The sequence below is a fragment of the Spirosoma oryzae genome (assembly GCF_003002825.1).
Lineage (GTDB): Bacteria > Bacteroidota > Bacteroidia > Cytophagales > Spirosomataceae > Spirosoma > Spirosoma oryzae.
The window spans coordinates 203,301-215,464 of sequence record NZ_PVTE01000002.1; the positions used below are offsets into that span (position 1 = coordinate 203,301).

The 12,164-nt window shown below is 52.5% G+C and carries 15 protein-coding genes and 1 pseudogene; 12 read left to right on the forward strand and 4 right to left on the reverse strand.

Translation table 11 applies throughout. From position 1 onward, the window contains the following. The first annotated feature begins 17 nt into the window (after positions 1–17). Entirely contained in the window at positions 18–1,247 is a 1,230-nt protein-coding gene (locus CLV58_RS03035; RefSeq protein ID WP_106136300.1) for a 4-hydroxy-3-methylbut-2-enyl diphosphate reductase, read from the forward strand. Here the strand turns inward: CLV58_RS03035 and CLV58_RS03040 are convergent. Together CLV58_RS03040 and CLV58_RS03045 are read right to left on the reverse strand one after the other, a co-directional pair. Next, positions 1,237–2,925: a glycoside hydrolase family 10-like protein gene (locus CLV58_RS03040; protein ID WP_106136301.1), complete on the reverse strand. Its 1,689-nt coding sequence runs from the start codon at positions 2,923–2,925 to the stop codon at positions 1,237–1,239. The genes CLV58_RS03035 and CLV58_RS03040 overlap by 11 nt on opposite strands. Positions 2,926–2,979: 54 nt before the next feature. Beyond that, entirely contained in the window at positions 2,980–3,138 is a 159-nt protein-coding gene (locus tag CLV58_RS03045; protein WP_106136302.1) for a DUF2256 domain-containing protein, read from the reverse strand. Between the two features lie 127 nt (positions 3,139–3,265). Here CLV58_RS03045 and CLV58_RS03050 point away from each other — a divergent pair, with 127 nt between their 5' ends. Together CLV58_RS03050 and CLV58_RS03055 are read left to right on the forward strand one after the other, a co-directional pair. Then, a complete protein-coding gene (locus CLV58_RS03050) occupies positions 3,266–3,559 on the forward strand; it encodes a TIGR03643 family protein (RefSeq protein WP_106136303.1) in 294 nt (97 codons plus the stop codon). A gap of 178 nt (positions 3,560–3,737) precedes the next feature. Next, positions 3,738–4,208, forward strand: coding sequence for an Lrp/AsnC family transcriptional regulator (locus CLV58_RS03055; RefSeq protein ID WP_106136304.1), 471 nt, complete (start codon positions 3,738–3,740; stop codon positions 4,206–4,208). 72 nt (positions 4,209–4,280) lie between these two features. Here the strand turns inward: CLV58_RS03055 and CLV58_RS03060 are convergent, their stop codons facing one another. Beyond that, positions 4,281–5,501, reverse strand: a complete 1,221-nt coding sequence (locus CLV58_RS03060) for a tetratricopeptide repeat protein (protein ID WP_106136305.1) — start codon at positions 5,499–5,501, stop codon at positions 4,281–4,283. Between the two features lie 125 nt (positions 5,502–5,626). Between CLV58_RS03060 and hpt the strand changes: the two genes are divergently transcribed. Beyond that, positions 5,627–6,154 (forward strand): hypoxanthine phosphoribosyltransferase, encoded by a 528-nt coding sequence (hpt, locus tag CLV58_RS03065; protein WP_106136306.1) that lies wholly within the window; start codon positions 5,627–5,629, stop codon positions 6,152–6,154. Positions 6,155–6,156: 2 nt separating this feature from the next. Here hpt and CLV58_RS03070 read toward each other — a convergent pair whose 3' ends face one another. Beyond that, positions 6,157–7,380: an NADH-quinone oxidoreductase subunit D gene (locus CLV58_RS03070; protein WP_106136307.1), complete on the reverse strand. Its 1,224-nt coding sequence runs from the start codon at positions 7,378–7,380 to the stop codon at positions 6,157–6,159. Between the two features lie 155 nt (positions 7,381–7,535). Between CLV58_RS03070 and rpmG the strand changes: the two genes are divergently transcribed. The 8 genes and pseudogenes from rpmG (at position 7,536) to CLV58_RS03110 (ending at position 12,130) form a co-directional block, all read left to right on the forward strand. Next, positions 7,536–7,721, forward strand: a complete 186-nt coding sequence (gene rpmG / locus CLV58_RS03075; RefSeq protein WP_012929817.1) for a 50S ribosomal protein L33 — start codon at positions 7,536–7,538, stop codon at positions 7,719–7,721. A 78-nt stretch (positions 7,722–7,799) separates the two neighbouring features. Continuing rightward, positions 7,800–7,955, forward strand: a complete 156-nt coding sequence (locus CLV58_RS03080; RefSeq protein ID WP_106136308.1) for a DUF4295 domain-containing protein — start codon at positions 7,800–7,802, stop codon at positions 7,953–7,955. A 167-nt stretch (positions 7,956–8,122) separates the two neighbouring features. Next, positions 8,123–9,079, forward strand: a complete 957-nt coding sequence (gene ftsY / locus CLV58_RS03085) for a signal recognition particle-docking protein FtsY (RefSeq protein ID WP_106136309.1) — start codon at positions 8,123–8,125, stop codon at positions 9,077–9,079. Continuing rightward, the gene (locus tag CLV58_RS03090) at positions 9,054–9,476 is read left to right on the forward strand and encodes a nucleotidyltransferase domain-containing protein (RefSeq protein ID WP_146141344.1); all 423 of its coding nucleotides are present in this window, start codon (positions 9,054–9,056) and stop codon (positions 9,474–9,476) included. The genes ftsY and CLV58_RS03090 overlap by 26 nt, the downstream gene beginning before the upstream one ends. 78 nt (positions 9,477–9,554) lie before the next feature. After that, the gene (locus tag CLV58_RS03095) at positions 9,555–10,094 is read left to right on the forward strand and encodes a carboxypeptidase-like regulatory domain-containing protein (protein WP_245882187.1); all 540 of its coding nucleotides are present in this window, start codon (positions 9,555–9,557) and stop codon (positions 10,092–10,094) included. A 93-nt stretch (positions 10,095–10,187) separates the two neighbouring features. Beyond that, positions 10,188–11,507 (forward strand): 30S ribosomal protein S12 methylthiotransferase RimO, encoded by a 1,320-nt coding sequence (gene rimO / locus CLV58_RS03100; RefSeq protein ID WP_106136312.1) that lies wholly within the window; start codon positions 10,188–10,190, stop codon positions 11,505–11,507. Beyond that, the gene (locus tag CLV58_RS03105; protein WP_106136313.1) at positions 11,504–11,806 is read left to right on the forward strand and encodes a nucleotidyltransferase family protein; all 303 of its coding nucleotides are present in this window, start codon (positions 11,504–11,506) and stop codon (positions 11,804–11,806) included. Before rimO ends, CLV58_RS03105 begins: the two co-directional genes overlap by 4 nt. Beyond that, positions 11,787–12,130 (forward strand): annotated as a pseudogene (locus CLV58_RS03110) (HepT-like ribonuclease domain-containing protein). The gene CLV58_RS03105 and the pseudogene CLV58_RS03110 overlap by 20 nt, the downstream one beginning before the upstream one ends. Positions 12,131–12,164: the final 34 nt, after the last annotated feature.

The window sequence follows — 12,164 nt, forward strand, 5'->3', positions numbered from 1 at the left end:
CGATTATTCGCTCGTTCATGAAATCATTCGACATACCCGAGTATTACCGTAGCCGTGTTATTTCGCCCATCAAAGAGTTTCGGCGGAAGCGCGACAAACTCAAGCGGGACTTCACCCCTACCCTACTCGATTTCGGTCCGGTCCGGTTTCTGATCGCCCGGCATTTTGGGTTCTGCTACGGCGTCGAGAATGCGATTGAAATAGCGTATAAAGCTATTGCCGAGAATCCCGACAAGCGGATTTATCTGTTGAGCGAGATGATTCACAACCCCGACGTAAACGCTGATTTACAGTCACGTGGGGTACAGTTTCTGATGGACACCGCCGGTCGGCAACTGATACCGTGGTCGGACCTGACGGCAGACGACGTGGTGATTATACCCGCGTTCGGCACTACGCTTGAAACACAGCAGCAACTCGCAGCCATCGGTCTCGACATTGCCCGCTATGACACAACCTGCCCCTTCGTGGAAAAAGTCTGGAACAAAGCCGGGCAAATCGGGCAAAAATCATACACCGTTGTCGTGCATGGCAAGCCGACTCACGAGGAGACACGGGCCACGTTTTCGCACAGCAAAGAAGCCGCCCCAACGGTCGTAGTCAAGGATATGAAGCAGGCCAAACGACTGGCCCAATACATTACCCACGAGCTTCCGACTGACCAGTTCTTCACCGAGTTTGATGGGCAGTACTCCGCCGGTTTTGATCCCGAACGCGATTTGCAGCGCATCGGCGTCGTTAATCAGACGACGATGCTGGCGTCGGATACGCAGGGCATTGCCGATTACCTGAAGCAGGTGATGGTCAGCCATTATCAGCTGCAACCCGACCAGGTCGATACGCACTTTGCCAATACGCGCGATACACTCTGCTACGCCACCAACGATAATCAGGATGCGACTTACGCACTGTTGACGCATCCAGCAGATTTTGCTATCGTCGCGGGTGGTTATAACTCTTCGAACACGGCTCACCTGGTCGAGCTATGCGCTGAAAAACTGCCGACGTACTTTATCGAGTCAGCGCAGAAAATTCTGTCGGATCAATTGATTCGCCATTTCGATCTCAATACGAAGACTGAAACGGTGACGGAGAACTTTATTCCTGACCACCGGCCCGTGACTATCCTGCTGACGTGCGGAGCTTCCTGCCCGGATGCCGTGGTCGAGGGCGTTCTGTTACGACTTATCAGCTTTTTCCCGGACGCTCAGCCAATCGACGCACTCATGCAGGATTTTAATGCCTGATTTTGACCAGTACCGCCCGGCTCTCGTTGTTCATCCGATCCAGTGACGTGACTACATATACATATTTCTTGTGAGCATCGGCCGTCCGATCGATATATTGCGTATTCTGTTCACCGTTACAACGACCGACAATACAACGCGGATCGCTCAATCGTAGCTGTGGGCGGGGGCCTTCGAACCGGTACACGAGGTAACCGTTCGCTTCGTCTCCATCAAGGGCAGCCGCCGGTTGACTCCATTGTAATTCAACGCCACCCGGCGTATCGGCTACACGGAGATCACGGGGTGGCAGGGGCGGAATACTGTCGAGCCAGGGCATCGTGGGCGGCAGCGCCGTATAGCGGTAGTAGTTATGCTGCAACGAGTCACGGAAGGCCATTGGGTTGAGCATGATATTCTTGGCACTGAACAGCACGCTTCCCTGTACGCCCGGTGCCAGTCGGTTATGCTTGATCTGACTGGAAAATTCCGTCAATCGTCCCCAGCCGGGGTCCCGCTCTGAGCCCCGCCCAACTCGATAAATGGCTTGTCCGACGTAGAGATGACAGGTCGGGCGTAGATTACGAGTCCACCAGTTGACCAGCGTTTTGTACGGTGCCCGGCCAAATTCGGTACTGAAATAAACCTGCGGCACGATGTAGTCCATCAGCCCTTCCCGTATCCATTGCCGTGTATCGGCGTAGTTGTCGTAGTACGATTGGCCGCCGTTGGTTTCAGACCCCTCGGGATCGTTCCGCTTGTTTTTCCAGATACCAAACGGGCTGATACCGAACTTAATCCACGGCTTATTAGTCCGGATCGAGTCGCGCAGTTCGCGAATAAGCCGGGTTACGTTGTCGCGTCGCCAGTCGTCTTTCTTCATCCCATTATAGTGGGTCAGGTAGGTACTGTCGTCGCGCAACACCTGCCCCGGTTCGGCATACGGGTAGAAATAGTCGTCGAAATGAATACCGTCCACATCATACTCCCGCACGACATTAGCGACAATACCGGCGATGTATGACCGCACTGCAGGCAGCCCGAGGTTAAACAATTTTCGATTGCCGTAGGTCAACAGCCATTCGGGATGCCGGTACATGATATTGCTCGGGGCAATGCTGGAGTTCTTGCTGTACGTTACCCGGTCGAGATTGAACCAGGCATGAAACTCCAGGCCACGCCGATGCGCTTCATCAATCATGAATTCCATCGGATCGTAGAACGGCTCCGGAGCCAGCCCCTGCTGACCAGTCAGCCATTCTGACCAGGGTTCCGACCCCCGCGCGTAAAATGCATCAGCCGCCGACCGAATCTGCACGATTACCGCGTTCAGCCCCATCTGCTGGTGGGCATCGAACATGGTCACGACTTCACGCTGCTGATCGGCAACGGGCAACCCTTTCCGACTGGGCCAGTCGATGTTATCGATCGTTGCAATCCATACGGCCCGAAATTCCCGCTTGGGGGGAACCGGCGTTCCGTCGATTACTTCTGGCTCATACGCGACCGTGTCGACCGGTGCGGGCGTAATCATCGGCGGTTTCGCCGGGCTTGGCTTAGGGGCGGGCGCTTTAGGCGGAACTGGCTTCACGGCAACCGGTCTTGGTGCCGGTTTACGAACGACAACCGGTTGCGGCCGGCGACAACCATCGGCAAGCAGGAGGAAGAAAAGAAGACTAACGAGAGCAATACCGCGCATTGGCAAGAGGAGTTATCTGCCAAAAATAACGACCTCCCCCGGACGGGCGTCTTTTTAATCGGTCGTTTTTTGCCGCTTACCCGTTGCCCGGCAGGCATCACTGCAATAAATAACGTTGTCCCAGTCGCGTTCCCACTTTTTTCGCCACGCAAATGGTCGGTTGCAAACTGGGCAAACTTTTGTCGGCAGGTCCGACTTCTTCCGCATCTTCATACCTCGAAAACACCTTGCTATATCGATTGGTTTTGCCCTGACAATGTCGGTGTCGCCCGGCGAAAGCGACCTTATTCCACTGCCTGATCAGGCTATGCGGCACCACTAGTTTTTCAGCTGACCAATTATGAAACAAACCGAGAAAATAGCCGATTTAAACGCGTCAGACGTCGATCGAATCATTGAAATGGCCTGGGAAGATCGTACACCGTTCGATGCCATCGAGCGTCAGTTTGGTCTGTCGGAGCAGGATGTGATTACGGTGATGCGCCGGGAGTTGAAGCCTGCGTCATGGCGTCGGTGGCGCGCCCGTGTACAGGGTCGATCAACGAAACACGAATCGCTGTCGGCGGTTGATGATGCCCGATTCAAAGCCGATCAGCAACGGGCCGTGACACACAATAAGATAGCCAAACGCTAACTACTTCATTTGGCGTCCCCCAATTTTCCGTTAGTTTTGCCGCGTCAATTATATGAATGGGCAACGTATATTCTGCCTTTTGCAGTAAACCAATAATTTTTAGGCTTTTTTCTTCTAAAAACTGGCTACCTTGCACATCCTTTCGTAGACCAACAGTTTCATAGCTAACGCTTCGTTTATGTCGAGCCAAAAGTTAGATCATATAGACCGCAACGTCCTTGAGATCTTACAATCCAACGCAAAAATTACCAACGCTCAGCTCTCCAAAGAAATCGGTTTGTCGCCGGCCCCTACGCTTGAGCGGGTCAAAAAACTTGAGACATCGGGTATCATCCAAAGCTACCACGCACAGCTGAACCGGGACAAGGTGAATCTGGGCGTCACCACCTTCGTTATGGTGACATTGGTAGGCCACAAAAAAGACACGACCATGTCGTTTGTGGATCAGGTCAACAAGATTCCCGAAATTATCGAGTGCCACCACATTACCGGTTCAGGGGATTTTCTGCTGAAAGTCGTATCGAAAGATATTTCTTCGTATCAGGCCCTGATGCTGGACGTCATCAACGAAATCAACGAGGTTGCCAGCACCCAGACAATGGTGATCATGTCGACCTTCAAAGAAAGTAAAGTTCTGCCTATCCCTTGATTGCTGGATTCAGGCACAAAAAAGGCAGCAGGAGCATCGAACTCCTGCTGCCTTTTTTCATTTTATGTGCGCTTACTCCCGGCGCTTCCGACGTTCTTCCCGGCGCGACTTCCTGCCTTCGTCGAGTGACTTTTTAGCTTCTTTGTACTGGCTTGACTTCCGTTCGGCCTTGTCCATTACCTCCTTGAAATAAGCCTGTGCCTGATCGTACTCTTTTTCCTGCGTCGCGATCTTTCCCAGCGCCAGCACCGACGACCAGTAGTAGCCGGCATTCGTGGCATTCGTCTGCTTGGCAAAATCAATCGATTTCTGGTAGTACTCCTTCGCCAGCGCGTTATTCTTGTAAAAATGCTGGTTGATGTAGCCGATGATATAAGCCGCCGTCCGACCGCTTACACCTTCGTATCCCGACTGCGACCGGCTAATCTTGTCGAGAATATCCTTCGACAACCGCTCAGCCTCGGCAATCTTACCGATCACAAAGGCAGACCGCGCATAGTATCGCTCAAAAAACGGGTTGTCCGGGTACTGCTCCGTCATGTACTTAGCCATTTCGTACGCTTTGTCGTACTGATTCTCCATGCTGTAAATCTGTAGCAGGAAGTACCGTGCTTCGACCCGGGTGTAGAAGGCAGAGTTAGCCGTTTTTTCGAGTTCCTTGATTCCCTGTTGCTTGTTGCCTTTCGGGAAAAACATCAGGATCGGTTTCAGCAGCGGATAGTTTTCGGGAATCCATTGCGCGTAGTAATTGTACATGCCGTCGCCAAAGAGCAGTTCGGGACTGAACTCGGCATTACCCTTACACTTCTCGAAATATTTGAGCGCGTTTTTACCAGCAAACGTCGCTTTCGTCCACTTCTTCCGCTCAGCGTACAACCGACCTTTAAATGCGTAAGCCGCTGCCAGAAAGAACGACGGCTCCAGCTTGTTTTCGCTATTGTCATACAGTTTCTCGGCCAGCGTAATGGTCGAGTCCATGTACATCAGGCATTTGTCGTCGTAGTCGGTAACGTCGACATCGGGCACGATTTTCCACCATTCAGCCAGCCCCAGCAGAAAATACGGCATGGGATGCTTCGGATAGCGCAGCCGCAGCCAGCGGAAATCCTTGTCGGCCTCGTAAAACTTGTAATTATACATCTGGTTGATAGCCTCCGCCGACTCAATCTGAACGCCGGGGTGCTTCAGCAGACCATCGTATTTTTTATCGAACGCCGACGGGTCGTACAGTTGAGCCTGCGCCACACAGGCAAGCCCGACCAACCATACCGTCAACAGCCATCGTTTTGTCATCGCAGGTATCATATCCGTATGAACGTAATCCGGTAAGAGTCCGTTTACTCGGGGCTATTTTTTGCATTTTTTTGTCGGCTACCCACCCCCGACCGTATCTTTGACGTTCGCCGACACCCGCATTTATGACCATCAACGATAAAACGTTCGTCCCATTCATCGCTGCCGATACCATTCAGCAACGTATCGCCGAATTAGCCGAACAGATCAACCAGCAGTATGCCGGTAAAACTCCGTTAATTGTTGTGGTGCTGAATGGTGCCTTCCTGTTTGCCGCCGATCTGATGAAACGCCTGACGGTTTCCTGCGAGGTAACATTCATCCGGGTTGCTTCGTATACCGGCACCGGATCGACGGGGCAGTTGAAGGAGATTCTTGGTCTGAAGGAATCGATCGAAGGGCGCGATTTGATCGTCATCGAAGACATCGTCGATACCGGCCTGACCATCTGTGATGTCTGTGATCAGCTGAAGGCCAAAAATCCGGCATCACTGGCCATCGCTACCCTGCTATTCAAACCCAAAGCGCTGAAAAAAGCCGTTGACCTGCAATACGTTGGGTTCGAAATCGACAACAAGTTCGTGTTGGGTTATGGCCTTGACTACGACGGCCTGGGCCGCAATACCGACGAGATTCTGGTACTGGCTTCCTAGAGTTACCGGTCGACCTCACCCATGACCAGGTCTATCGAGCCGATAATGGCGACCAGATCGGCTAGCATAGCCCCTTTGCTGATCTCGCCAATAACCGACAGGTTGTGGAAACAGCAGGAACGGCACCGGCAACGCACCGGCACGTCGGATTTACCGTCGGTCCGGAAGAAGAATCCTAACTCCCCTTTGGCGCTTTCGGCCCGCGCATAAAAATCCATCGCTTTCGGCCGGATCTTCTTGGGCACAACCGCCTGCGGATCGTAATCACGCGTCCGGCGGTAGTCGCCCAGCAGCCGATCCAGACACTGTTCGACAATCCGTAACGACTCGTAGCATTCCTGCACCCGCACCTGATTACGGTCCCAGCAATCCCCGACGGTTCCCATCGTTCCCTTGCCAATCGGAATATCGAAGTCCAGTTCGGGATAAACGGAGTAGCCATCGACACGGCGCAGGTCATAGCGTAGGCCGGAACCCCGCAGTACTGGCCCGGTACAGCCGTAGTTGATCGCGACCGGCAGGGGCAAAACGCCCACATTGGCCGTGCGCTTCACGAAAATCTCGTTTTCGATAACCAGCTGCTGTAGCTCCGTCAGTTTGGGCCGCAGGTAGGTAACAAACTCGCGACAGCGCTCTTCGAAGCCAACCGGCAGATCGTAGAACAAGCCCCCGATCCAGATGTAGTTGTACAGCATCCGGGCCCCGTTCAGCCATTCCATCAACCGCAGAATGTGCTCACGGTCGCGCATGAGCCACAGAAAGGGCGTGTAAGCCCCAATGTCGAGAGCATACGTACCAATAGCGACGAAATGGGCGGCAATGCGGTTCAGTTCGGCTACCAGTACACGGATGTACTCGGTTCGTTTCGGGATGTCGTCCTGAATGCCCAGCATCCGTTCCACGCCCATCACGTAGGCATGTTCGCAGTTCATAGCTGCCAGATAATCGAGCCGGTCGACAAAGGGAATCACCTGATTGAACGGCAGCGACTCCGCGTGTTTTTCGAAGCAGCGATGCAAATACCCAACGTGCGGTACCACGTCGACGATGATTTCACCGTCCGTAATCACCTCCAGCCGTAGCACGCCATGCGTCGATGGGTGCTGTGGCCCCATGCTCAGAATCATCTGCCCTTCGTCGAGTGTATCGGCCTGATGCAGATTAGGTTCCGAAGCCCGGAAGTGGCCGGGAGCGTATTCGTATTGAATGGTACGAGCGGTAGTCACGGGGCAAAGGTCGGCAGTCGCCGTATGAAATCAACAATTTATACAGTCATTTAACGCTAACCGCTTACAAATCATTTGTTTTTATTCAAAAGAGGGATTGTTATAACCGATCTATTTTGTACCTTTGCGCTCCTTACGAGAAAACAGACACAACAATGGCAAAAAAAGGCGCCAATAGAATCCAGGTTATTCTGGAATGCACCGAGCAGAAAGACAGCGGTGTTCCCGGCATGTCCCGGTACATCACCACGAAGAACCGGAAGAACACGCCGGCTCGTATCGAACGGAAGAAGTACAACCCGTTCCTGAAGAAAGTTACGCTTCACAAAGAAATTAAATAAGCTTCAGGTTTGTTGGTCAATGGGTGCGGTTCGTAACACCGCTTACCTCATACCTACAACCGTAAACCAGATACTGTCATGGCAAAAAAGGTAGTTGCTACCCTGAAGACGAAGGACAACGGCAAGGCATTCGCCAAAATCATCAAAGCCGTTAAGTCGCCAAAGACTGGCGCTTATACCTTCAAAGAAGAAATGGTACCGGTTGACGAAGTTCAGTCGGCCCTGAAAGCGTAATTCGGCTCACCGAGACCGGACACAAGGACGTCCCACCTGCCCATGAAGGCCCGGTGGGACGTTTTTTATTATAGTTTTGTTTATGATCGTCGGTTAGCACAGCCCGTTCAACGACGTTGCGCCGACCGGCTACTCGCTATTTACGTAATTAACTGCGCCCATTCACGATGGCTTTATTTGGTTTTTTCTCGAAGGAAAAAAAAGAAACGCTCGACAAAGGGCTGGAGAAGTCGAAAGACAGTTTTTTCTCCAAGCTGGGCCGGGCTGTAGTTGGTAAGTCGACGGTCGATGAAGAGGTTCTGGACGAAGTTGAGAACGTACTGATTTCGTCGGATGTCGGCGTTGAAACAACCGTAAAGATCATCAAGCGGATCGAAGCCCGCGTGGCCCGCGATAAATACATGGGTACTGACGAGCTGGACCGGATTCTGCGCGAAGAAATCGCCGGTCTGCTATCGGATACAAATACAGCCGACGTTGCCGGTGACTTCGAGTTGCCCGCCGGTAAAAAGCCGTACGTGATTATGGTCGTGGGCGTCAACGGCGTCGGCAAGACCACAACGATCGGTAAGCTGGCGGCTCAGTTCCATAAGCGCGGCAAGCAGGTCGTACTGGGTGCGGGTGACACCTTCCGGGCTGCGGCCGTCGATCAGCTCAAACTGTGGGGCGACCGGGTGGGGGTACCCGTCATCTCGCACGGCATGAACACCGACCCTTCCGCCGTTGCCTTCGATGCCGTCAAGAAAGCGACGGATATGAACGCTGACGTAGTTATCATCGATACGGCTGGACGCTTGCATACGAAGGTCAACCTGATGAATGAGCTGACCAAGATCAAACGGGTCATGCAGAAAGTGACGCCCAACGCACCCGATGAAGTTCTGCTGGTACTCGATGGATCGACCGGGCAGAACGCGTTTATTCAGGCGACAGAGTTCACAAAAGCGACGGAAGTAACGGCGCTGGCGATCACCAAGCTCGACGGTACCGCGAAGGGTGGCGTTGTCATCGGTATTTCCGATCAGTTCAAGATTCCTGTCAAGTACATTGGTGTGGGTGAGAAGATCGAGGATCTGCAAACCTTCAACAAAATGGAGTTTGTCGATTCGTTCTTCAAAAAATGAACAGGCGATGGCTATCGTAGCTGACCTGAACGCTGTTCACAGCGACGTCATTCGAATCATGCGGGACTTATACGGCGACCGGCTGAATAAGATCATCCTGTACGGCTCTTACGCGCGCGGTGACTTTCACGACGAATCCGATATCGACTATCTGGTTGTCCTAAACGATACAAACGTGTCGGCGTTCAGAGAGGTAGCTACTATTGCTCCGGCACTATACAAAGCTTTTAGCGATAGTGAAATTGACGTTTCCGTGTTCGCTGTATCAAAGCAGCAACTAATGACATCTACCTTGTTCTTTTATCGACAAGTCAGAAAAGACGGCATTTGTATCTATGAGCGACCATGCGCCCATTTTTGTCATCCCGACGTAGGAGGGATCTTCGGTGACCGATAAGCAGATCCGTCCATTTCTGTAGATCCCTCCTGCGTCGGGATGACAAAAACGCACCAAACCCTTTCGTTAAAACCAACTATGCGTCGTAATTCCGCTATATCCTGCCAAAGCCGATGGGCCTGTACGTTGTCAGCCTGGTTTGTCCTGCTGGGACTGATAGTATGCGTCGCTCATACGGCATTGGCTCAAAAGCCGAAGTCCCGCAAAGCAACCAAACAGAAGACGATGCCAATCAAGCAGGGTATTTGCGGCACGGTACTGGAGAAGCGGGGTAATCACATGCCCAGCCCCGACGATCCGCGCCCGGCTGGTGATGGGCAACCGGTTGTGCGGGAGGTATTGATTTTTCCGTTGCTCAACGCCAGTCAGGTCGACATGGGCGAGAATGGCTTTATCAACTCGGTGCGGCAGGCGAAACCGGTAAAGACAGTCAAGTCGGACACCGCTGGAAAATTCTGCGTCAGCTTGCCTGCTGGTCGATATTCGGTCGTTGTGCGCGATCCGAAAGGCTTGTACGCCAACCTATCCGATACGCAGAACAACGTTTTCCCGGTTACGGTCGAAGCCGGCAAGAAGCAGACCGTTACGGTCACGATTAGCCACAGCGCCGTATTTTAATTTCGTTGTCGGCTCGTTTACAACGGCTTACTGCCGAACTTTGCCACTCATAATCAGCGTTACTTTTTTCTGACGCCTGAACAATCTCTTGTTTTGAAAACCAAAGGAGTACGTACTAATAAAATCAACATCGTTACGCTCGGCTGCTCGAAGAATCTGGTCGATTCAGAGGTGCTTTTCACGCAACTCAAAGGCAACGGCATGAACGTAACGCACGAGTCGAAGAAAGACGACGCGAACATCGTTGTCATCAACACTTGCGGATTCATCGACAACGCGAAAGAAGAATCGATCAACACCATTCTGCGCTATACCGATGCGAAGGAAGCCGGCATTGTCGATAAAGTTTACGTGACGGGTTGCCTGTCGCACCGCTATAAAGACGAGCTGGAAGTCGAGATGCCAACCGTCGATGCCTGGTTTGGCACCAACGAGTTGCCCCGCATGCTGAAAACGCTGCGCGCCGATTATAAACACGAACTGGTTGGCGAGCGCCTGCTGACAACTCCGGCACACTTCGCGTATCTTAAAATTGCCGAAGGCTGCGACCGGCCCTGTTCGTTCTGTGCCATCCCGTTGATGCGTGGGGGCCACGTATCGCGCTCGATGGACGAACTGGTGACCGAAGCAAAATCGCTGGCCCGGCGGGGTACGAAAGAACTGATTTTGATCGCCCAGGACCTGACCTACTACGGGCTGGACATCTACAAAAAGCGCAATCTGGCCGACCTCGTCAACCGCCTGGCTGACGTAGAAGGTATCGACTGGATTCGGCTGCAATACGCATACCCATCCGGTTTTCCGATGGATGTTCTCGACGTGATGCGGGAGCGCGAGAATGTTTGCAACTACCTCGACATGCCTCTGCAAACCGGATCGACCGAGATGCTGAAGCTGATGCGCCGGGGCATTACCCGCGAGCGGACGGAAGAACTGGTGCAGTCAATCCGCGAACGCGTACCGGGTATTACGCTGCGTACGACCCTGATCGTGGGCCACCCTGGCGAAACGGAAGCCATGTTCGACGAAACGTACAATTTCGTGGAGCGGATGCGGTTCGACCGGTTGGGCGTCTTCACCTATTCCCATGAAGATCAAACCCACTCGTACAGCATGCCGGACGACGTACCCGACGACATGAAGCAGGAACGGGCGGATGAGTTGATGGAGTTGCAACAGGGTATTTCAAGCGAACTCAACCAGGAAAAAGTCGGCAATACCTACAAGGTTTTATTCGACCGCAAAGAGGGTGGCTATTTCATCGGCCGCACCGAAGCGGACTCGCCCGAAGTCGACAACGAAGTACTCGTTCCGGCCCAGCAGTACGTCCGTTTGGGCGATTTTGCGCACGTCAACATTGACCGCACGGAAGAATTCGACCTCTACGGCAACATCGTGCAACCAACAGTATGACACTGTCAGCAAACGAGCTAAACATCATTTGCCACTATCTGCAAGGTAAGCCTGTGGTCAGGGCATATGTGTTTGGATCATATGCTCGCAATGAAGCCGATACGACTAGCGATCTCGATTTGCTGGTAGAGCTGGACTACAGTCAACCGATTGGTCTCCAGTTTATTGGTATGAAGCTCGATTTAGAGGATTCTCTTCATAAGCGTGTTGATCTTGTTTCGCTAAGTGGCCTGTCGCCCCGCCTTCGTCCTTTTATAGAAAAAGATAGGCAATTAATCTATGAAAGGACGGTTCGGTAGCAGACAGCGTATTGCTCACGCGCTTGATGCGATAGAAGAGATCGAACAGTATCTAGAAAATCAGCTGCTCTCAGATTTTCTGGACAATTCAATGATGCGGTTTGCTTGCATCAAACAGCTAGAAATTGTCGGAGAAGCCTGTAACCATGTCCATTCAGTAACAATGGATGAATTCCAGATGTCGAGTGGCGTAAGATTATCGGCTTACGAAACCTACTGATTCACGAGTATTTTGGGATTGACGTATTGTTGGTCTGGGACATCATTCAACATGATTTGCCAGAACTGAAACGCCAGCTAAGCAGGATACTGGACGCACAATGATTACGAACCCGCAGGGCTACGAACCTTGCGGGTT

Coding starts and splice junctions, on each gene's coding strand:
- rpmG (WP_012929817.1), top strand. CDS start 7,536: ATGGCAAAAAAAGGCGCCAATAGAATCCAGGTTATTCTGGAATGCACC.
- CLV58_RS03035 (WP_106136300.1), top strand. CDS start 18: ATGAAATCATTCGACATACCCGAGTATTACCGTAGCCGTGTTATTTCG.
- hpt (WP_106136306.1), top strand. CDS start 5,627: ATGACCATCAACGATAAAACGTTCGTCCCATTCATCGCTGCCGATACC.
- CLV58_RS03050 (WP_106136303.1), top strand. CDS start 3,266: ATGAAACAAACCGAGAAAATAGCCGATTTAAACGCGTCAGACGTCGAT.
- CLV58_RS03055 (WP_106136304.1), top strand. CDS start 3,738: ATGTCGAGCCAAAAGTTAGATCATATAGACCGCAACGTCCTTGAGATC.
- CLV58_RS03080 (WP_106136308.1), top strand. CDS start 7,800: ATGGCAAAAAAGGTAGTTGCTACCCTGAAGACGAAGGACAACGGCAAG.
- CLV58_RS03040 (WP_106136301.1), bottom strand. CDS start 2,925: ATGCGCGGTATTGCTCTCGTTAGTCTTCTTTTCTTCCTCCTGCTTGCC.
- CLV58_RS03105 (WP_106136313.1), top strand. CDS start 11,504: ATGACACTGTCAGCAAACGAGCTAAACATCATTTGCCACTATCTGCAA.
- ftsY (WP_106136309.1), top strand. CDS start 8,123: ATGGCTTTATTTGGTTTTTTCTCGAAGGAAAAAAAAGAAACGCTCGAC.
- CLV58_RS03095 (WP_245882187.1), top strand. CDS start 9,555: ATGCGTCGTAATTCCGCTATATCCTGCCAAAGCCGATGGGCCTGTACG.
- CLV58_RS03045 (WP_106136302.1), bottom strand. CDS start 3,138: ATGAAGATGCGGAAGAAGTCGGACCTGCCGACAAAAGTTTGCCCAGTT.
- CLV58_RS03060 (WP_106136305.1), bottom strand. CDS start 5,501: ATGACAAAACGATGGCTGTTGACGGTATGGTTGGTCGGGCTTGCCTGT.